This window comes from Mycobacterium sp. M23085 (assembly GCF_045343915.1).
Classification (GTDB): domain Bacteria; phylum Actinomycetota; class Actinomycetes; order Mycobacteriales; family Mycobacteriaceae; genus Mycobacterium.
Genome location: NZ_CP174280.1, coordinates 3,118,968 through 3,139,068 on the forward strand (window position 1 = coordinate 3,118,968; position 20,101 = coordinate 3,139,068).

General features: G+C 66.2%; 18 protein-coding genes, 1 tRNA gene and 1 pseudogene. 7 read left to right on the forward strand and 13 right to left on the reverse strand.

Annotated features, from left to right (window positions below; genetic code table 11):
- Nucleotides 1-35: 35 nt before the first annotated feature.
- Nucleotides 36-722 (forward strand): aminodeoxychorismate/anthranilate synthase component II, encoded by a 687-nt coding sequence (locus ACIUM1_RS14330; RefSeq protein WP_406813350.1) that lies wholly within the window; start codon nt 36-38, stop codon nt 720-722.
- Here ACIUM1_RS14330 and pknB read toward each other — a convergent pair.
- The 7 genes from pknB to ACIUM1_RS14365 form a co-directional block, all read right to left on the reverse strand.
- Nucleotides 700-2,580: a Stk1 family PASTA domain-containing Ser/Thr kinase gene (gene pknB / locus ACIUM1_RS14335; protein WP_406813351.1), complete on the reverse strand. Its 1,881-nt coding sequence runs from the start codon at nt 2,578-2,580 to the stop codon at nt 700-702. The two genes, ACIUM1_RS14330 and pknB, sit on opposite strands and share 23 nt — an antisense overlap.
- Entirely contained in the window at nt 2,577-3,860 is a 1,284-nt protein-coding gene (locus tag ACIUM1_RS14340) for a serine/threonine-protein kinase (protein ID WP_406813352.1), read from the reverse strand. Before ACIUM1_RS14340 ends, pknB begins: the two co-directional genes overlap by 4 nt.
- Complete coding sequence (pbpA, locus tag ACIUM1_RS14345) at nt 3,857-5,335, reverse strand: D,D-transpeptidase PbpA (RefSeq protein WP_406813353.1); 1,479 nt, start codon at nt 5,333-5,335, stop codon at nt 3,857-3,859. The genes ACIUM1_RS14340 and pbpA overlap by 4 nt, the downstream gene beginning before the upstream one ends.
- Nucleotides 5,332-6,741, reverse strand: coding sequence for an FtsW/RodA/SpoVE family cell cycle protein (locus tag ACIUM1_RS14350; RefSeq protein ID WP_406813354.1), 1,410 nt, complete (start codon nt 6,739-6,741; stop codon nt 5,332-5,334). The genes pbpA and ACIUM1_RS14350 overlap by 4 nt, the downstream gene beginning before the upstream one ends.
- Nucleotides 6,738-8,246 (reverse strand): PP2C family protein-serine/threonine phosphatase, encoded by a 1,509-nt coding sequence (locus ACIUM1_RS14355; RefSeq protein ID WP_406813355.1) that lies wholly within the window; start codon nt 8,244-8,246, stop codon nt 6,738-6,740. The genes ACIUM1_RS14350 and ACIUM1_RS14355 overlap by 4 nt, the downstream gene beginning before the upstream one ends.
- On the reverse strand, nt 8,243-8,710 hold the full coding sequence (locus tag ACIUM1_RS14360) for an FHA domain-containing protein (protein ID WP_007771646.1): 468 nt from the start codon (nt 8,708-8,710) through the stop codon (nt 8,243-8,245). Before ACIUM1_RS14360 ends, ACIUM1_RS14355 begins: the two co-directional genes overlap by 4 nt.
- Nucleotides 8,711-8,835: 125 nt before the next feature.
- Nucleotides 8,836-10,467 (reverse strand): DUF3662 and FHA domain-containing protein, encoded by a 1,632-nt coding sequence (locus tag ACIUM1_RS14365; RefSeq protein WP_406813356.1) that lies wholly within the window; start codon nt 10,465-10,467, stop codon nt 8,836-8,838.
- 252 nt (nt 10,468-10,719) lie between these two features.
- Here ACIUM1_RS14365 and ACIUM1_RS14370 point away from each other — a divergent pair.
- A tRNA-Leu gene (locus ACIUM1_RS14370) sits at nt 10,720-10,802 on the forward strand.
- 128 nt (nt 10,803-10,930) lie between these two features.
- Here the strand turns inward: ACIUM1_RS14370 and ACIUM1_RS14375 are convergent.
- Both ACIUM1_RS14375 and ACIUM1_RS14380 read right to left on the reverse strand, forming a co-directional pair.
- Nucleotides 10,931-11,260: pseudogene (locus ACIUM1_RS14375) on the reverse strand (nuclear transport factor 2 family protein); the annotation flags it as partial.
- A gap of 54 nt (nt 11,261-11,314) precedes the next feature.
- Entirely contained in the window at nt 11,315-11,812 is a 498-nt protein-coding gene (locus ACIUM1_RS14380) for a DinB family protein (RefSeq protein ID WP_406813357.1), read from the reverse strand.
- A 292-nt stretch (nt 11,813-12,104) separates the two neighbouring features.
- Here ACIUM1_RS14380 and ACIUM1_RS14385 point away from each other — a divergent pair, with 292 nt between their 5' ends.
- Both ACIUM1_RS14385 and ACIUM1_RS14390 read left to right on the forward strand, forming a co-directional pair.
- Nucleotides 12,105-14,021, forward strand: a complete 1,917-nt coding sequence (locus ACIUM1_RS14385) for a TNT domain-containing protein (RefSeq protein WP_406813358.1) — start codon at nt 12,105-12,107, stop codon at nt 14,019-14,021.
- A gap of 19 nt (nt 14,022-14,040) precedes the next feature.
- A complete protein-coding gene (locus ACIUM1_RS14390) occupies nt 14,041-14,502 on the forward strand; it encodes a hypothetical protein (RefSeq protein ID WP_406813359.1) in 462 nt (153 codons plus the stop codon).
- Nucleotides 14,503-14,600: 98 nt separating this feature from the next.
- Here ACIUM1_RS14390 and ACIUM1_RS14395 read toward each other — a convergent pair whose 3' ends face one another.
- The 4 genes from ACIUM1_RS14395 to ACIUM1_RS14410 all read right to left on the reverse strand — a co-directional run bounded on the left by ACIUM1_RS14395 (nt 14,601) and on the right by ACIUM1_RS14410 (nt 17,866).
- Complete coding sequence (locus tag ACIUM1_RS14395; protein ID WP_406813360.1) at nt 14,601-14,930, reverse strand: GNAT family N-acetyltransferase; 330 nt, start codon at nt 14,928-14,930, stop codon at nt 14,601-14,603.
- Complete coding sequence (locus ACIUM1_RS14400; RefSeq protein ID WP_406813361.1) at nt 14,917-15,912, reverse strand: pirin family protein; 996 nt, start codon at nt 15,910-15,912, stop codon at nt 14,917-14,919. The genes ACIUM1_RS14395 and ACIUM1_RS14400 overlap by 14 nt, the downstream gene beginning before the upstream one ends.
- A 62-nt stretch (nt 15,913-15,974) precedes the next feature.
- Nucleotides 15,975-17,357 (reverse strand): acyl-CoA dehydrogenase family protein, encoded by a 1,383-nt coding sequence (locus ACIUM1_RS14405; RefSeq protein ID WP_406813362.1) that lies wholly within the window; start codon nt 17,355-17,357, stop codon nt 15,975-15,977.
- A 92-nt stretch (nt 17,358-17,449) separates the two neighbouring features.
- Nucleotides 17,450-17,866 carry a WhiB family transcriptional regulator gene (locus ACIUM1_RS14410; RefSeq protein WP_406813363.1) on the reverse strand — a complete coding sequence of 139 codons (417 nt, stop codon included), beginning with the start codon at nt 17,864-17,866 and terminating at the stop codon, nt 17,450-17,452.
- A gap of 143 nt (nt 17,867-18,009) precedes the next feature.
- Here ACIUM1_RS14410 and ACIUM1_RS14415 point away from each other — a divergent pair, with 143 nt between their 5' ends.
- Genes ACIUM1_RS14415 through ACIUM1_RS14425 form a run of 3 tightly spaced genes read left to right on the forward strand, consistent with a single transcriptional unit; the run spans nt 18,010 to nt 20,021 of the window.
- Nucleotides 18,010-18,792, forward strand: a complete 783-nt coding sequence (locus ACIUM1_RS14415; RefSeq protein ID WP_406813364.1) for a helix-turn-helix domain-containing protein — start codon at nt 18,010-18,012, stop codon at nt 18,790-18,792.
- Nucleotides 18,789-19,610, forward strand: a complete 822-nt coding sequence (locus ACIUM1_RS14420) for a C40 family peptidase (RefSeq protein WP_406813365.1) — start codon at nt 18,789-18,791, stop codon at nt 19,608-19,610. Before ACIUM1_RS14415 ends, ACIUM1_RS14420 begins: the two co-directional genes overlap by 4 nt.
- A 48-nt stretch (nt 19,611-19,658) precedes the next feature.
- Nucleotides 19,659-20,021: a DUF4226 domain-containing protein gene (locus tag ACIUM1_RS14425; protein ID WP_406813366.1), complete on the forward strand. Its 363-nt coding sequence runs from the start codon at nt 19,659-19,661 to the stop codon at nt 20,019-20,021.
- Nucleotides 20,022-20,101 lie beyond the last annotated feature (80 nt).

Here is a 20,101-nt window from a genome sequence, read left to right on the forward strand (position 1 = left end):
AGCAGCGCGACCGCCGGCGACGGTAACCTGACACGATGCGCATCCTGGTTGTCGACAACTACGACAGCTTCGTGTTCAACCTGGTGCAGTACCTCGGTCAGCTGGGTGTGGACGCCGAAGTCTGGCGCAATGACGACACCCGGCTCGCCGACGAGGCCGCCGTCGCCCGCCAGTTCGACGGGGTGCTGCTCAGCCCGGGTCCGGGCACCCCGGAACGCGCAGGCGCGTCCATACCGATGGTGCGCGCGTGTGCCGCCGAGCGGACCCCGCTGCTCGGGGTCTGCCTGGGACACCAGGCCATAGGCGTCGCCTTCGGCGCCGTCGTGGACCGCGCTCCCGAACTGCTGCATGGCAAGACGAGCAGCGTCCATCACGGCAATATCGGTGTGCTGCAAGGTCTTCCGGATCCTTTCACCGCAACCCGCTACCACTCGCTGACCATCTTGCCCGAATCGCTGCCGCCGGTGCTTCAGGTCACGGCCCACACCCAAAGCGGCGTGATCATGGGTGTGCGGCACACCGAATTGCCGATCCACGGTGTCCAGTTCCACCCAGAGTCCATCCTCACCGAGGGAGGCCACCGAATGCTGGCCAACTGGCTCGCCGACTGCGGGTGGGAGCGCGACGACACGTTGGTGCGCCGGCTCGAGAATGACGTGCACGCCGCGGTGCGACCGTATTTCCCGGCCGACCCGGAAGCTACTGACCGAACTTCAGCGTGATGATGCCGTCCCGGTTGACGCCAGAGCCGGCCGGAGGGTTCTGATACACCACCCGATGGGACTGGGAGCTACCGGCGTCGACGTCGGCACCCTTGTCCAAGATCCCCGTCCACCCCAGTGCGCGTAGCCGGGGTTCGGCGTCGGTCCAGAACATGCCGGACAGGTCGGGCATCAGGAACTGGTTGCCCTTGGACACCTGCAGCTCGATCACGGAATCGACCGGAATCGTCTGTCCCTTAGGCGGATTGGTGCCGATCACCTCACCAGCAGGCCGGGTGCTGTCCACCTGTACCTGGGTGACCTTGTTGAAGCCGTAGACGGCCAGGTTCTTCTGTGCGATGTCGACGGTCTGGCCGGCGATGTCGGGAACCTGCTTGGTTTCCGGCCCGGACCCGACGATGAGGGTGACGACGTTGGTGATCGCAGACGTTTGATTGGCCGGCGGGTTGGTCCCGATCACCTTGCCCAGCAGTTCCGGGGTCGACGGCGAGTTGGCCTGCTTGAACTTGCTGAATCCCGCGGCCTTGAGCTTGGTGACCGCGTCGGAGTAACTGAGCGAGGACACGTCGGGCACCTCGCGCTGTTCGGGCCCGGTGGAGACGTTGATGGTGATCTCATCGCCCGCATTGACCGACGCGTTGGCGGCGGGGTCGGTACCGATGACGTGGTCGGGTGGGATCGTCGAATCCGGCTTTTGCAGGGTGCGGGTCTTGAAGCCGCGGTTCTGCAGCGCCGCGATGGCGTCGGCGGACACCTGCCCGCGCACGTCGGGCACCTGCACATCGCGGGCACCGCCGCCGAATGAGTTGAACGCAATGACGACAACGATCGTCAGGACTGCCAGCGCCGCCACCGCGACGATCCAGCGACCGACCGAACCGACGCTGCGGTCCTCGCCCGCGTCGGCGAGAACCTGCCGCGGCAGCGGATCGGTGCGTGACGGACCCGCGCCGCCGCTGCCGGAAGACAGCAGCGAGCTGCGGTCGGCGTCGGTGAGCACCTTGGGCGCTTCGGGCCTCTCGCCGTTGTGCACCCGGATCAGGTCGGCGCGCATCTCCGCCGCCGTCTGATAGCGGTTGTCGGGATTTTTCGCCAGCGCTTTGAGCACGACGGCATCGAGGTCGGCGGAAATCCCTTCGTGCCGCTGCGATGGCGGCACGGGGTCTTCCCGAACATGTTGGTAGGCAACGGCAACCGGCGAGTCACCGGTGAAAGGTGGTTCGCCCGTGAGGACTTCGTAGAGAACGCAACCCAACGAATACACGTCGGAACGGGCGTCGACCGCGTCGCCGCGCGCCTGCTCGGGCGAGAGGTACTGCGCCGTTCCGATCACCGCGGCGGTCTGGGTGACGCTGTTACCGCTGTCCGCGATCGCGCGCGCGATACCGAAATCCATCACTTTGACCGCATTGGTGGTGCTGATCATGATGTTGGCCGGCTTGACGTCGCGGTGGATGATGCCGTTCTGGTGGCTGAAGTTCAGGGCCTGGCAGGCGTCGGCGATGATTTCGATGGCCCGGCGCGGCGGCAGCGGGCCGTCGGTGTGCACGATGTCGCGCAGGGTGACGCCGTCGACGTACTCCATGACGATGTAGGGCAGCGGCCCGGTCGGTGTCTCGGCCTCGCCGGTGTCATAAACCGCGACGATGGACGGGTGATTCAAGGCGGCGGCGTTTTGCGCCTCGCGCCGGAAGCGTAGGTAAAAGCTGGGGTCGCGGGCCAGGTCCGCGCGCAGCACCTTGACCGCGACGTCGCGATGCAAGCGGACGTCGCGGGCCAGGTGAACCTCGGACATACCCCCGAAGCCGAGGATCTCGCCGAGTTCATAGCGGTCGGACAGGTGCTGCGGCGTGGTCATTGCGGTGTTCCGTGTCGGACCGGCACTTTGTAGAAGCCGGAGGTCCCTATTGTCCCGTCATCTGGCCAATCGAGTCGCGTTTCGGGCCGGGCGCCCAAACCGCTCGGCGTCTTGCTCGGCGGCGGCGCCGACGCTGGTGGGGTCCCGGTGTCGGTCACCGTCGGTGGCTGTTGCTGCTGATCGGCCTTCGAATTGATGACGATGAGCACCGCGATGATGATCGCCAGGGCGCCGAGCACGCCGGCTGCCCACAACAGCGCGCGCTGACCCGACGAGAAGGTGCGACGGGCCGGCGGCGGACGGTGCCCGCCGGTGGTCGGCCGGGACCGGCGGGGCGGCGCGCTTCGGCTCGGCGACACCGCGGCGGCGCGGGTGGTCGGGCTGGACGGGATTGCTGCCGGTGATGCGCGGCCCGGAGGCGGCGACTGACTGGGCCGCGGCGGCCGACGCCCGGCGCGCACCGCGGCCACGGCGTCGGCGAACGGTCCGCCGCTGCGGTACCGCATCGCAGGGTTCTTCACCAGCGTGATCTCGATGAGCTCGCGGACGTTGGGCGGCAGCTCGGCCGGCAGCGGCGGCGGCGGCTCTTTGATGTGCTTCATCGCCACCGTCAGGGCGCCATCACCGGTGAACGGTCGCTTGCCCGAAACAACCTCGTAGCCAACGACTCCCAGCGAGTAGACGTCGCTGGACGGAGTGGCGTCGTGGCCCAGGGCCTGTTCGGGTGCGATGTATTGGGCGGTGCCCATCACCATTCCGGTCTGGGTCACCGGCGCGGCGTCGACGGCCTTGGCGATACCGAAGTCGGTGATCTTCACCTGGCCGGTCGGGGTGATCAAGATGTTGCCGGGTTTGACGTCGCGGTGGACCAGGCCGGCGGCGTGCGCCACCTGGAGCGCGCGGCCGGTCTGCTCGAGCATGTCCAGCGCGTGCCGCAGCGACAGCCGCCCGGTGCGCTTGAGCACCGAGTTGAGCGGCTCGCCGTTGACCAGCTCCATCACCAGGTAGGCGGTCCGGCCTTCCCCGTCGAGCTGGCTCTCGCCGTAGTCGTGCACCTGGGCGATGCCGGGGTGGTTCAGCATGGCGGTGGTCCGCGCCTCGGCGCGGAACCGCTCGATGAACTCGGGGTCCTGGGAGAACTCCTGCTTGAGCACCTTGACCGCGACACGCCGGCCCAGCCGGCTGTCTACCGCCTCCCACACCTGACCCATGCCGCCGGTGGCAATCAGGCGCTGCAGGCGGTATCTGCCAGACAGCGTCACACCAACTCGCGGGCTCATGGTCCTCCCTGTAGCGCTGCCTGGATCACAGCCCGTCCGATCGGCGCGGCGAGTGCACCTCCCGTCGCGGACAGGCGGTCGGCGCCATTCTCCACCAACACCGCCACAGCGACCTTCGGGGTCTGTGCGGGCGCAAAAGCGATGTACCAGGCGTGCGGCGGTGTGTGCCGCGGGTCGCTGCCATGCTCTGCAGTACCAGTCTTCGATGCGATCTGCACGCCGGGAATGGCCCCTTTCTGCTGTGCGACCTTCTCGGCGCCGACCATCAGCTCTGTTAGCTTAGCGGCGACCTGCGGCGACACGGCGCGCCGCTGCTCATAGGGTGCGGTGGTGCTGATCGTGGTCAGGTCGGGCCCCTTGAGGCTGTCGATCAGATAGGGCTGCATGGTGACGCCGTCGTTCGCGATGGTCGCGGCGATCTCGGCGTTTTGCAGGGGTGTCATAGCGACGTCCTTTTGGCCGATGCTCGACATTCCCAGCGCCGCGGCGTCCGGGATGATCCCCACGGTTGACTCCGCGACCTGCAGCGGGATGACGCTGGGTGTGCTGTCCAGCCCGAACGCGTGCGCCATGTTGCGCAGCGCGTCGGAGCCGGTGAGGATGCCGAGTTGGACGAATGCGGTGTTGCATGACAGGGCGAAGGCCTCCCGCAACGACACCGTCGGCTCGTTTCCACACGATTCCCCACCGTAGTTCTCCAAAGTTGCGGTGCTGTTGGGCAGCGGGATGGTGGGAGCTGCGGTCAGCTGCTCGGTGTCGGAGGCGCCGGCCTGCAGCGCAGCCGCGGTGGTGATCACCTTGAAGGTGGACCCGGGTGGGTACGTCTCCGAGATCGCACGGTTGGTCAACGGGTTGTTGGGATCGTCGCGCAGCTTCTGCCAGGCTTGCGCCTGCACCTCGGGATCGTGTGACGACAGCAGGTTGGGGTCATAGGACGGAGATGACACCATCGCCAGGATCTTGCCGGTCGACGGCTCGAGGGCCACGACGGCGCCCTTGCACGGCGGTCCGCCGCAGCCCTGCTGCATCGCGTCCCACGCGGCGCGCTGGACCCGCGGCTTGATCGTGGTGTCGACGTTGGCGCCGCGCGGGTCGCGGCCGGTGAAGAAGTCGGCCAGTCTGCGCCCGAACAGCCGCTCGTCGGAGCCGTTCAACAACGGGTCCTCGGCGCGTTCCAGACCGGTGCTGGAATAGCGCAGCGAGTAGAAGCCGGTGACGGGCGCGTATTCCGCGGGGTTGGGGTAGACACGCAGGAAGCGGTAGCGGTTGTCGGTGGCGACCGAATAGGCCAACAGTTGGCCGCCGGCCACGATCTGGCCGCGCTGCCGCGAATACTCGTCGAGCAGGACCCGCTGGTTGCGCGGGTCCGCGCGCAGCGAGTCCGCGGCGAAGACCTGCGTCATGGTGGCGTTGATCAACAGCAGCACGATCAACGCCATCACGGTCACCGAGATCCGGCGCAGGGAGGCGTTCATACTTTCTCGATCACCTCGGTGCCGGCCGCCGCGATCGGCGGCTGGCTGCGTGCGCGGCTGCGCAGGGGACGACGGGCGCTGTGCGAAATGCGCACCAGGATGGCCAGCAGCACGTAGTTCGCCAGCAGAGACGAGCCGCCGTATGACATCCACGGAGTGGTCAGCCCGGTCAACGGAATCAGCTGGGTGACCCCGCCGACAACGATGAACAGCTGAACGGCCAGCGTCGACGCCAGCCCGGCGGCCAGCAGCTTGCCGAAGCTGTCGCGGGTGGCGATAGCCGTGCGCAGGCCCCGCACGATCACGATGGTGTAGAGCATCAAGATGCTGGCCAGGCCGACCAACCCCAATTCTTCGCCGAACGCGGCGATGATGAAGTCGGTCGAGGCGGCTGGCACGGTGTCGGGCTGACCGTTACCCAGGCCGGTCCCGAAGATCCCGCCGGTGGCAAAGCTGAACAGCGACTGGACGATCTGGTAACCGCTGCCATCGGGGTCGGAGAACGGGTCCCACCACATCTGCACCCGAACCCGGACGTGGGGGAAAATGTAATACGCGACAACGCTTCCCGCGACGAACAACACCAGGCCGATGCCCACCCAACTGAAGCGTTGGGTGGCGAGGTAGACCACCACCAGAAACGACGCGTACAGCAAAAGTGAAGTGCCCAGGTCCTTTTCGAAGGCCATCACGCCGACCGAGATCACCCACGCCGCCAACAGGGGTGCGAGGTCGCGGGGACGCGGCAGGGTCAACCCCATGAAATGCTTGCCGACGCTGGTGAACAGGCCCCGCTTGGCGATCAGCACCGCGGAGAAGAAGATCAGCAGCAGAATTTTGGAGAATTCGGCGGGCTGAATGGAGAAGCCGGGAAGGCGAATCCAGATCTTGGCGCCATTCTGTTCGGACAGCGATGCCGGCAACAGCGCGGGAATCACCAGGAAGATCAGCCCGACCAGTCCGCAGATGTAGCCGTAGCGCGCCAGTTGCCGATGGTCTTTGAGGAACGTGACGACCAGGGAGAAGGTCACCACACCGATCAGGGTCCACAGCATCTGCTGGGTCGCGCTGGGGTGATGCCGGCCACTGAGCTGATTGGTCACCAGGTCGAGCCGGTGAATCATCACCAGGCCAAGGCCGTTGAGCAACGCCACGATCGGCAACAGCAGCGGATCGGTGTAGGGCGCGAAGCGCCGGATGGCCATGTGCGCCGACCCGAAGACCACCAGGAAGACCAGCCCGTAGCTGATCGCGGTCCAGTGCAGATCGCGCTCTTGGTTGGCTTCGACTATCAGCAGCGCGGCGACGGTGATCAGTGCGGCGCAGCCCAGCAGCAACAACTCGGCATTGCGCCGGGTGGGCAACGGGGGCGTGACCGCGACCGGCGGCTGAAGCTGTGTCGTCATGCCACCGTCCGGCAATCGATGCCCGGTTGAAGTGGCGGCCCGGGAAGCGCGGTCACTGTCTGCGACGTGGTTGTCGGACCTGCCGGCGCAGAGTTCGCGGGGCCGTTGGCGCTGGTGCCCGGTATGGGGCTGGCGCTCGGAGAGCTGGTGGTCGGTGGTGCTGGCGGTGCTGGGGAGCCGGATTCCGGTGTTCCGCTGCGGGTGCTCGGTGCGCCCGGCGGAGACGTGGCGCGCGGCGGCGGACAGATCGGCAACAGATACTCGGCCAGCAGTTGTCGCAGCTGCGACTCGGCCTGGTCCAGACTGCCGCCCGGCAGTCCGGTTTGCACTTGAACTTGCCCGGGGCGGCGCAGGTCTTGCACGGTCATCAACTGACAATTCGGGTGGCCACTGGATTGCCCGTAACTGATCAGGGACAGCTCGTTGCGGGTGTTGACGCAGCCCACCAGATAGGGCTCCTGCAACGGGATACCCAGCAGGGTGCCCTGGATTCCGCGGACTATGGAGACCCGGCCGCTGTATTCCGCGACGTAGTAGTTGCGTTGGATCACCCACCATCCGACGGTGAGGCCCGCGAACAACAACAGCACCGCCAGGCCGACGGCAACGAACATCCTTTGCCGCGACCAGCGCGGCCGATGCGTCGGTTCTGGTTGCGGCGCAACACGTTTGGCGGACTCATTGCGGGGTCGAATCGCCGAGGCACGTCCGGCGGAGGTGTTGGGCAGGGTCATTTGATCCTCGTCACCCGACACCGCGCCGGCGAGAATCGGCTGGGTCTGCCCGTAGTCGTAGTCGACCACGTCGGCCACCACGACGGTCACGTTGTCCGGGCCGCCGCCGCGCAGCGCCAACTCGATGAGGCGGTAGGCGGCCTCGGCGACGTCCGGGATCTGCAGGGCTTCGAGGATGGTCTCGTCGCTCACCGGATCCGACAGCCCGTCGGAGCACAGCAGATAACGGTCGCCGGCACGGGCCTCGCGCATGGTCAACGTCGGCTCGACCTCGTGACCGGTGAGCGCCCGCATGATCAACGACCGCTGCGGGTGACTGTGCGCCTCTTCCCGGGTGATCCGGCCCTCGTCGACCAAGGTCTGGACGAACGTGTCGTCCTTGGTGATCTGAGTCAGCTCTCCGTCGCGCAGCAGGTAGCCGCGCGAGTCGCCGATGTGCACCAGCCCGATGCGGTCGCCCGCGAACAGGATCGCCGTGAGAGTGGTGCCCATCCCCTCCAGCTCGGGCTCGGCTTCCACCTGTGCGGCGATGGCGGCGTTGCCGGAGCGCACCGCGTTGTCGAGCTTGGCCAGCAGGTCGCCGCCCGGCTCGTCGTCATCGAGGTGGGCCAGCGCGGCGATCACCAGCTGGGATGCCACCTCGCCGGCGGCGTGACCGCCCATGCCGTCGGCCAGCGCGAGCAGTCGTGCGCCGGCATAGACAGAATCTTCGTTGTTGGCGCGTACCAGGCCACGATCACTCCGGGCGGCGTATCGCAAAACCAGGGTCACGGGCGCAACTCAATCGCCGTTTTACCGATTCGAATCGGCGTTCCTATTGGAACTCGTACCGCAGTCGTCACCTTCGCCCTGTCAAGGTAAGTACCGTTGGTCGATCCTAGATCCTCGACGTACCACTCCGAGCCCCGCTGAGACAGCCGGGCGTGCCGCGTCGAGGCGTAGTCGTCGGTGAGCACCAGCGTGGAGTCGTCGGCTCTCCCGATCAACACCGGCTGTCCGCTGAGGGTGATGCGTCCGCCGGCGAGTGCGCCCTCGGTGACCACCAGATAGCGGGCCGCATGCCGGCGCTGGCGCGAAGGCAGCAGCGTACTGCGCAGGGCCAAACCACGTCGCACCATGACTGCACCGGTGGGCGCGTAGATGTCGGTCCGAAGGATTCGAAGAACGGACCAGATGAATACCCACAACAGCATTAAAAAGCCGGCGCGCGTCAGCTGCAGTACCAGTCCCTGCATCTGGCGTCCTTTCCGTCCTAGCGTCGCATTCCTCGCGCCCGTGACTCCGAGCACATCGGCTACGTCACGATACTTGGACGGCGGACGACACGGGGCGAAGCACGGCAGCGTTAAGCCCAGTGGCTTTAGTGGATCCGGACGATGATCTCCGAGTGGCCCAAGCGGATCACGTCGCCGTCGGCCAGCTGCCACTCCTGGATCGGTGCGTTGTTCACCGTGGTGCCGTTGGTCGAGTTCAGATCCGACAGCAGCGCGACCTGTCCATCCCAGCGGATCTCGAGATGACGCCGAGACACGCCCGTGTCGGGCAACCGGAACTGGGCGTCTTGTCCACGCCCGATGATGTTGGAGCCCTCGCGCAGCTGGTAGGTGCGGCCGCTGCCGTCGTCAAGCTGCAGGGTGATCGTGGTTCCGCCGGCGCCGTAGCCGCCCTGGCCGTAGCCGCCGTAACCACCCTGCTGCCCGTAGTCGGCGGGCTGGCCGTAGTCGGCGGGTTGCCCGTATTCCGGTTGCTGCCCGTACTCGGGCTGCTGGCCGTACTCGTACTCGGGGCTGGCCGCGTCGGGGTAGCCGCCGGCTGGACCGCCGTACGTTCCGCCCTGCACGTGCTCGGAGTACTGGGTGTACTCGGGGGAGCCGTAGTCCTGGCGTCCGTATCCCCCGCCCTGCGGGTAGCCCTGGTCGTAGCCACCACCCTGCTCGGGGTAGCCGGGTCGTTGTTCGGGCGGGGCGTAGCCGCCCTCGTCCTGGCGGGCCGGACCGCGACCGTAATCGCCGTATCCGCCGTAACCCTGCTGGCCGCCGCCCGGCTGACCACCGGGCGGGCCGTAGCCGCCGCCCTGGCGGTAGCCCTGGTCGTAGCCTTGGCCGCCGTAGCCGCCGGCCGCGGGCGGGCGCTGCTCATACGACTGCGGATAGCCGCCCTGTCCCTGCTCGGGGTAACCGCGCTGGTCCTGGTAGCCCTGCGCAGGCGGGTAGCCGCCCTGTCCCTGCTGGTCGGGGTAGCCGCGCTGCTCGGGGTAACCACCCTGTTCCGGGTAGCCCTGCTGGGGGTAGCCGCCGTGTCCCGGCTCGGGGTAACCACCCTGCTCGGGTTGGCGGGGCGGCGGGTAGCCCTGCTGGGGCGGGTAGCCGTGCTGCTCGGGTGGATAGCCACCACGCTGGTCGGGCGCTCCCTGCGGGTCCGGGCCACCGCGCGCGTCGTCCTGCGGATGCCCGTAGCGGTCGTCGTAGTACTCGTCGCCGGATCGGCCCGGCCCCTGAGCCCCGCGGTAGCCAGAATTGTCAGTCATTGGTGCTACTCCTCGTTCTTCGCCGAACGCATTATTTGATTGTGGCCGGACGGGGTGGTTGACCGTCGGGCGGGGCTGGACATCGGGGTTGACAGCACCGTGGGCGCGGTACTGGCCGGTGCGCAGGTCCGACGATTGCTCGAACCGAACGACCACCTCACCATACGTTTGCCACTCCTGTTCGTGGATGTAGTCAGCCAAGTACCTCGCGAAGGCGCCCGACGTGAGATCGGAATCGGCGCCCACCTTCTCGAAGTCGTGCATACCGAGGGTAATGATGTATTCGTTGGGGGCCAAAAGGCGATTTCCCTGAAGCTTCTGAACACCGCTACGCGCTTCGCGGCATAACAGGGCCTCAACCTCTTGCGGGACGATCGATCCACCGAATACCCGGGCGAAGGCGTTGTCCACCGTCGCCTCGAGTTTGCGCTCGATCCGCGCAACCAGCCCCCGTTGGCTACTCATGTCCTACCGTTCGCGTGCAGTTGCCATGAGGTATTGCCGCTGGACGGCAAACGAATCACACGGGTGCTGGCCCACTCTCGCATGGTATCGGGACGTTGCGTCGCCGTGGCACTTTCGAAATGGTGAGAATTGCATCCGCCCAGCTCAACCTGTGTGGGCCGATGGGCAGACGGCGCGGTGCGGCTTCGGGGCCCACCTCGGCGGTTCGGGGATCCGGCCATTAGAGTGATATGGTCCATCGGTTGTTTTTCCGGGCGAGTGGCGGAATGGCAGACGCGCTGGCTTCAGGTGCCAGTGTCCTTCGGGACGTGGGGGTTCAAGTCCCCCTTCGCCCACACTGAGCGGTTCTACAAAAAGTCACGACCTTGAGAGGGGTCGTGACTTTTTGTTTGGGCCGAGGCAGATGTCGGGCTGTTGCCAGACATCCCCGAACGAAACGGCTGATCGGGCCGCTGAGAACGCGGCCCTCGATGACCGCGCCGTCGCGAAAGGTCAGGACCTCGCTGACCGCATCATCGTTCTGGTTGCGGTACGCGATCACGAGCGTGTCGATGCCTTGGTAGACGCCGTCAACGGTGAACCGCAGATCCGGAATGCGCGCGACGGCCTCGGTCCAATACCGCCGCAACGCCGCCTTGCCGCGAACCACGCCCTGGGTTTCCGGGAGGAGTTTGGCGGCCACCGGCGACGTGAAGACGACGTCGTCATGGAAGTCGTCGAGAACGGCATCGACGTCGTGCGCGTTCCAGTTCCGCTCCCATCGTTGGGAGAAGGCGACGGCGTCGACGTTCATGGTCGGCACAGTAGCGCAGGCGGATTCAGCGGCCCGGCCGCTCGCCGCGCCCGCTCACAGTTGGCCGCGAATGTCGCGAAGGTGGTGACGCAACTCGTGTGCGGTATGCACCGCAACCCAGCGCAACGGTCGCTCGCAGGTCTCCGGGTAGTGATAGATGACGGTGCGGTCCCAGTCCTCCGGGGACAGTCGAGCCAGTACATTGCTGAATAGTGCTGCCGCATCGCTAAGTTGGCGCGCGACGTCGGTGGGATCCTGTTCGTTGTATCCGTCATGCTCGGCGCGCTCCTCGCGACCCATGCTCGCGCAGTCGGCCCCATTCGCCCGCCGAGCCGCCAGCACCCTCTCCCGCTGCACCAGCAGCACATCTCGCAGATGGCAGGCGTACTCCAGTGGAGACCACACGTCGGGACATGGGCGGCACCGGACATCAATTACGTTGTCGCGCAGTACTTCAACGACCGCCGCCGCTCGGGCGCAGATGTCATCACCCGCGGTCTCGGCTCGACGCAGGTCATAGACGAAGCCGCAACCCGCACACGGATCTGTCACCGGACCATCTTCTCAAATTCTGATAGCTGTGCGGAAGGCGACGGCGCGCGACTGGGCCGGATCTGGTTGTGGCGCAACGGAACGTGACAGATGGCAGATCGCTTCATTCGACGGACACCGTGCCGGCTCCATCTCTGTAGTGTCCGATTTCCCGGGCGGCCGGGTACGGCGAAAGTGAATTGACGGGAGTGTCGGCGTCAGTACCCTGATGACCAGCTCAGGAAGGGTTGAGAATGCTCGGGACGCGATCCGCGGCGCGGACGGTTGCGGATGTGCCGCCAGAGGCGGAGCCGTGGGTCTTCCCTATATAGATGAGCAGGCGCTGATCGCCGAAGCCGGTGGTGACCCGTGGGCGATCAACGCAAGTTTGCAGGCGGGCAGCCCGTTGCAGATTTCTAATCTGGCCGAAGCGTTTCATCGGGCGGGCCGATGCACTCAGGAGGCCAACGACGCCTTCGAGCAAGCCCGCAGCCGCTTCCAAGCGGCCTGGAATCACCAGGACGGCGGTCACCCGATCAACGACTCCGACGAAGTGCAGCGGGTGACGAAAGCGTTGGGGGCGCAGTCCTTGCAACTGCCCAAGATCGCCGCGGACCTGGAGGGCATCGCGGCGGCGTTGGCCGACGCGCAAAGGGCCGGAGCCGCGCGGATCGCCACCTTAGATGCGCAGTTGAAGAACGTTTCGGACTTGGTTACCGAGGCCGTCGACATGTTGAACCAGGACAAGAGCCTCAGTCCGGCGGACCAACAGGCGTTGCATGCCCTCGTCGACACGCTCGAAGGCGACGCCCTGCGCGACACCAAGGCCGCGCTCGCTGACCTGGAAGCGATTCGCAACGGCTATTCCGACGGCCTGCAGAAATCGCTGAATAGCCTGCACGCCGAAGGGTATGACGGCGCGCCGCTCCACGGCGCCGACGCTGACGGTGTCGCTCCGCCGTCTGCTGCCCAACAGGCCGCGTTGGCTGACATTCGCCAAGCCACCAACCAGGCCGTCGTGGACCAAATGGCTAAGGTGCGAGCAGCGCAGCAGGCGCTGGATAAGGCCATGGCCGACCTCTATACCCACGGCCCGGGCTCGCCGGAAGGCGAGGCCGCCAGTGCCAAGTTGCCCAAGCTCAAGGCCGATCTCGCCCATGCTCTTGACGATCTGGGCAAGATCCCCGACTACAACAGCATCGACCCCGCTTCGGTGAGCACCACCCCCGACGGGCACTTCATGTTCACCTACGACCTCAACGGACAGCCCGTCCAGGTCATGGGCCAACTCAAGAACGGCACCGGCGAATTCTTCGACCAGGCCACTGGCACGTATTACACGTTCAACGGCGGCAAGTTGACCGGCATGCGCACACCGGATCCCGGGAAGGTCGAAGCTACCTCCGAACCGCTGTTCACCGCCGTCACGCTGGCGGTGGGGGGAGCAGAGCTCAAAGCGGGCGGCGCAGCGGCTTGGCAAGGTTTGAAGACGCTTTTCAGCCGTGAAGCGCTGGAGGGCGTGACAGCCGACAACGTGCTCCCCCGCGCACTCGCCGGAGCCGAAGAGCACTTCCAGGCCGCCGAGCGCAACCTCACCTCACATGCCCCGCTGCCCGCGGGCGGGGAACCTGTTCCGGGCACCCATCCGCTTGAGCCGCCTCCTGTTGAGCACGCACCGCACGCCGGCGCGCCCGTCGAACATGCTCCGGGTGAACCCCACGTACCTGCGCTGCCCGATAGCCCGGCGCCTCTACCGCCGGATCAGCCGCCGCCTCCACCGCTTCCGTCGGATCACCCCGTATTTCACGGCTACCACCCGGTTGACCCTGGTCCGCAGTTCACAAATGCCGATGGAAGTCTGTTCTATCCCGACGACATGCTGCCGACGAAGCCGTACGCAGTACCCGGTACGGTCGTCCCGGACGCTCATCTCTCCCCAGGCTCCGTTCTTAGCCGATTCGGCCATCCGGGAGGTGCGTATATGGCTCCTGAAGGGACGCCTTTTGCTCAACTTTCACTGCCCCCGGAAAGTGCTGCCAAGCCCTTCTACCAATATGTTGTGGAAGATCCTTCCTTGCTTCCGCCCGGCTGGCATATAGAAGAATCGACGGTGGCGCCGTGGTTCCATCAGCCTGGTGGAGGTCAGCAATACCGAATCATCAGACCGGATGGCACAAATGGTACTGTAGAACAGCTGGAACGTTTTGGCGTAGTACGGCGGATACGGTGAAATGGTAAATTTTTCACGCTTGGCAAGCATTTGGTTGGAGTGGGCACCTAAAGCCGGACTGACTGGCGCGTCTGTTTCGTCAGAATGCGTTGATTGCAAAGTTATATTCCAGGCCAGCGACTACTCGGTGCATGTTCGCCATGACCGTAATTGCTGGTCGATCGATCTGATCGACGACCGGGGACACAGACGCAATGATGTGGCCAGATTTTCGAGCTTTGACCTGGTTGAGAAGTATCTAATTTGGGATTGGGCAACGCTCGCTCGTTCGGGCTTGGCGTCTGGTCCATTAGGCACCAACCTTTATAAGTTGGGGTACGCCGCCGGCATCGAAGTTTCCGAGCTGGAGGAAGGAAATATAAAGTTGTGCCAGCATGGCGAATGTGCCGTGCTGGTTGTTGGTGATGCCACAATTTTCAGCCACGTCATGCAAATGTCGGTGGAGGAGCTTTTAAAGATCGCTAGACAGGCAGGCCTTTGAATGCGCCTAACGGATCAAACTAGTTTGGTCGCTTAGGTGCGCGTCAAAAGGCGTTCCGCTTGCTAACTTCCGAATCGATGTCCGAAGGTGCTCCGACCCTACGAGCGCACCCACTGCGTAATCTCCGGGGTGACCGGGTCAGTGATGTCGTCGAATTCGGGGTGCTTCTTGAGCACCGTGGCGATCATCGAGCACACCGGAACGATGCGCTTGCCCTCGTCCCGCGCCTCGTTGAGCGCCTCCTCGACCAGGATGGTGGCCAGTCCGCGTCCGCCATACGCCGGATCGACTTCGGTGTGGTAGAAGACGCGCTGGTCGCCGCGGTCGGCGAAATCGGCCAGCCCCACCGTCTTACCCTCGACGGCGATCGTGTACTTGCCATCCTGCAGGCTGACCGTGGCTTCGGCGCCGGTTTTATCGGTTGCCATCTGTGCTTTCCTTTCTCTGCGGTGTAGGGCGGGGCCGCAGCCGAGCGGTCGGCAGCGGCGGGGCGGGCAGTCGCGCGAGCGCTCCCCGGTATCCCTGGACGGCGCCGAATCGGTCGTCGGCGTCCTCCCACAGTTGTCGGTAGGTGACGATGTCCTCGTGACTTCGCCCCACGAAGTTCCACCACATCACCAGCTCTTCGGTGAACGGCGGACCGCCGAGCAGCAGCACCCGCGAGGGTGCCTCCCCCGCATTGTGTAGCTGTAGCCGGGACCGGCCGGGGCTTCGGTATCCCAATTGGGCGACCGTCAGGGCCGTCCCGTCGACGTGCACGACCCCGGAATCACACAGCACCCCATGCTCGAAGGCCGGGTCCACATCGAGGTCCAGTGTGGCCCCGGCGGCCAAGTCGAGCTGGACCCCCAGCAACGGCGTGAACGTCGGCACCGGTGAACTGCTGCCGGCCAGCTCGCCGAGAAAGACGCGCGCCGTCGCGCCGGGGAGCGCCAGGGGCGCCGGGACGTAATGGGCGAAGTCGCGCCCGGTGCCACTTTCCGATGCGGGCAGCGCAACCCAGAGCTGGACGCCATGCAGGAGGGCGCCGGAATCGACGGAGACTTCCGAATGGCAGATGCCGGCCCCAGCGGTCATCAGATTCAGCTCGCCGGGCCGGACTGCCGCGTGCACGCCGGCGCTGTCGCGGTGCTCCACTCCCCCACTGAACAACCAGCTGACGGTTTGTAGTCCTGTATGGGGGTGCGGTGGGACGTCCATTCGCGCGGCGACCGGGCCGTAATGGTCGATGAAGCACCACGCCCCGATGAGCGAGCGCTGGCGCTGCGGAAGGGTACGCTGCACGCGGATCGCCCGGGGCCCGCCCAACGGAACCTCGCGCGGTTGCAGCACTTCCACGGTCGGTGACGCGCTTGGGTGTTGCGAAGCAGCGCAGGCTACTTCGGCCGGCGCGGCCTCAAGGTTGCTCATCGTTCACCCTCCGTCGCGAGGCCTCCTTGCAGCACCGTCCTTCGCGACCGTACCCGGTGTGCCTACTTGCGCGGGGGCCGCAGCGCCTTCATGGCCAGCCGCATGACGGGCTCGGGCACCCGATCTTTCATCGACAGAGCGCTTTCGGCGGCACGGGATCGCAGCGGGGTGCCGCGCCCGAATACCCGGTTCAGCGGTCCGCCGGACGGCTCGAGCACCACATGCAGCGGTGGGGTGTCGACGGCGGCGCCCAGCGCGTTGGAAATGACCATCCGCTGGATCTCGCTGGTTCCCTCAAAGATGGTGTACAGCTTGGCGTCCCGATACCATTTCTCGACCGGATGATCGGTGATGTAGCCCCAGCCACCTAGGGTTTGGATAGCGCGCTCGGTGGCCTTGACCGCGACCTCGCTGGCGGCCATCTTCGACATCGAACCCTCGCCACGGTCGAAGGGAACGTTATTGGCCGCCATCCACGACGCACGCCAGGTAAGCAGCCGAGCCGCGTCGATCTGGGTGGCCAGTTCGGCCAGCGGGAAGGCGATGCCCTGGTTATCGATGATGGGTCCGCCGAACGCTTCGCGCTCGGTGGCGTACGCCGTGGCGTACTCGAGCGCCGCGCGTGCGATGCCGATGGCCTGAGCGGCGACCATCGGCCTGGTCTGCTCGAAGGTGCCCAGCGTCGCCGACCCCGAACGCTTTCCGCCCGCCACCACCTCCCGCGCTTTGGCGAGCTTGTGTTCGAGCTTGTCTTGTCCGCCAAGCAGATTGGACCCCGGAACGCGCACGCCTTCAAAGAGCAACTCGGCGGTGTGGGAGGCCCGGCAGCCCAGCTTGTCCAGCTTTCGCACCAGCTTCAGCCCGGGGGTGCCGCCGGGCACCACGAACAGCGCCTGCCCCCGATGGCCGAGTTCCTCGTCGACCACCGCGTTGACGACGTGCACGTTCGCGATGCCGCCGTTGCCGATCCACATCTTGTGGCCGTCGATGATCCAGTCGTCGCCGTCGCGGCGCGCGTGGGTGCGTAGGTTACGCACGTCGCTACCGCCCTCGGGCTCGGAGATGGCAAGCGCGGCGAGCTTGAGATCTCCCGGTGTGCCGAAACATTCGGGCGCCCACTCCAGCATTTGCTCCGGGGAGGCGGCCTGGCCGATCGCGGACAGGGCCAGCGCCGGCATGACGATGGCCAACCCGATCCCCGCGCAGCCCCAAAACAGCTCCTCCATGAACATCGGTAGGGAGATGCCCGTCGGGTCACCGATCAGATCGCGGTAGAACAGGGGGCTGTAGAAACCGCGCTGGGCCGCCTCCTCGAGCACGGCCCAGGGAAACTCCTGCCTCTGGTCGTAATGGAGCGCGACTGGCCGTATTACGGATTCGGCGAACTCGTGGGTGCGCCGGGCAAGGTCGTGTTGTGCTGCCGTCGGGGTCAGGTCGAACGTCATGGGTGCGCCTTCAGGTCGACAGACTGGTTGCCGACCCGGACTACCCCGTTGACCGGCACAGCAAACTGCCGGTCCGGTTTTCGAACGAAATGTCAGGCGGCCGAACGGGGTTTGACTTGCGCCAGCGGCAGGTGCAGCACCACCGCGGGCACCGCGACCGCCTCGTGTTCGTGGCGTGCCAGCAGCGCCGCGTTCTCGGGCAGCTGGCGGGCATTGATCTCCCCGGAGGCGATACGCCGCAGGACGTCGTGGGCGTGAGCGAGCTGATCGCGCTTGCGGTATTGGCCGCCCGGCAGCTTCACGCCGGCCCACACGCCGTACTCCTCGCGGTGCGCGATGGCGTGCGCGGCGCAGCGGCGCTGTTGCGCCAGCGGGCAGCGGCGCAGGCATTGGATCCGCGCCTCGGTGGCCGACCGCTCGTATGCGCGCGCCTTCGCGGCGCCGTCACCGCCGTCGTCGTCGGGGTAGCCGAACCAAAGTTCCGGGTTGGCTGCGCAGGGGTGTCCCATGTCGGTCTCCTTGTCGAACGCGAAACGTAGACGGAAGCGTATACGGAAGTAACCGCGCAGCGCAAGAGAAACGTGACAGAAACGTATATTCCGTTAGGGAAGTCGCGGGCTGTGTAATATCCGGCCCATGGCCGGAGCGTGCGGTGACCCGTGAATCGGCCGGTGCGGCCATCCGCGCGTTGCGTGAATCACGCGATTGGTCGCTAGCCGACCTCGCAGCCGCGACCGGGGTCAGCATCATGGGACTCAGCTTTCTGGAGCGGGGTGCCCGCAAGCCACACAAAAGCACAGTTCAGAAGATCGAAAATGGCCTCGGCCTGCCGCCAGGCACCTATTCGCGGCTGTTGGTGGCCGCCGATCCCGATGCCGAACTGGCGCGATTGATGGCCGCGCCACCGCCGGACCCCGTGCCGGCGCGACGCAGCGGACCGGTGGTGGTCGACCGTCACAGCGACACAGACGTGCTGGAAGGGTATGCCGAAGCGCAGCTCGACGCCCTCAAATCCGTCATCGATCGACTGCCTGCGACAACATCAAACGAATATGAGACGTATATTCTGTCTGTGATCGCGCAGTGCGTGAAGGCAGAGATGCTCGCCGCCAGTTCCTGGCGGGTGGCGGTGAACGCCGGCGCCGACTCGACCGGCCGGCTGATGGAGCATCTGCAAGCCCTGGAGGCGACGCGAGCGGCGCTGCTGAAGCGGATGCCCAACAGCCTGAGCGCCCGTTTCGACCGGGCATGCGCGCAGTCGTCGTTACCGGAGACCGTCATCGCCGCATTGGTCGGCGTCGATGTCGACGAGATGTGGGACATCCGTAATCGCGGGGTGATCCCGCCTGGTGCTTTGCCCCGCGTCCGCGCGTTCACCGACGCGGTCGAATCGGGGCACGACGAGGCAAGCCAAGACGACGAGGGGGCGCCGTGAATCAAGCCGAAGTAGAGGCGCTGAGCCGCGCCCATCGACTTTTCGCGGGCAGCACACCGCCGTCGTCCATAGACGCGGGCACCGAGCACTACCGCAGCCTGTTGCAGCGGTCCAGCCGGCTGAGCGACAAGATGGCGCACGGCGGTTACCAACTCGCGGTGGACCACAGCCGGCAAAGCCTGACGGCGGCGGCAGGCACCGACGCCGCGGCGACCGACATCATCGCCGGGGCGCACCGCGACCGAGCACAGGCCGGCGACCTGACCCGAAGTGTCCTAAACGCGGCCCGTGCGGATGCCGCTACACCCACGACGCCCCTGGCCCAGCGGGAGGCGTTGCGGCGGCGGGTGATTCGCCTGCGGACGCAGCGGGCGCACGTCGTGTCGGCGCGCTTGCGCGCGCGACGCCGCTACGCGGAACTGCTGGCCCTGCGCTACCGGCTGCGGCACGACCGTCGGCTCTGGACGCCAGGACTGTCGAGCGACCGCGCGGGCCTGGCGGTGCGCGCCGCGCTGTCTCGATTGGGCCGACCGTATGTCTGGGGCGCAACAGGACCCGACCAGTTCGACTGTTCCGGGCTGGTCCAATGGAGCTACGCGCAGGCCGGTATTCACCTGAACCGCACCACCTATCAGCAGATCAACGACGGCATCCCGGTGCCCCGTGCCCTGGTGCGGCCCGGTGATCTGGTGTTCCCGCACGCCGGACATGTGCAGCTGGCCATCGGCAACAACCTCGTTGTGGAGGCGCCCTACTCGGGTGCCACCGTGCGAATAAGCCGGCTGGGCAACAACGTAGCGATCCGCCGACCGATATGACAAGCCGACACCGCCCGGTGCCACGGGCACAACGAATGAGGTGAGCCGATGCCGGAACAACCCGGACCCTCGTTAGAAGCCGTCGAGGCGCGGCGGTCGGCGCTGGCGAGTCAGCACGGCGCCTCGGCCGAAGCCGATCGGGTGCTCAACGAGGTGCTGAGCAGCGCTCACGACGCAGCGCGTGAGAGTGTCCGGCGGCTGGACTCCATCGCCGAACAGATCGACCACGCGACCGCGAACCAGGCGGACCTCGCGCTTGATACACCCTTGGGCGCGCGCGAGTTTCAGAAGTTCTTGATGGCCAAGCAACGTGAGATCGCGTCGGTGGTGGCCGACGCCCGCGAAATCGGTCACGCGAAAAGGGCTGTATTGGAGAGCCTTCGGGCCCAATACACCGACGGCGGCGGATAGCGCGAGCTAGTCCACACCGTGCAGCACAGTGAATTGTCGGCAGCTATGCCCCCGAGTACTGTCGCCGGACATGGAGGGGT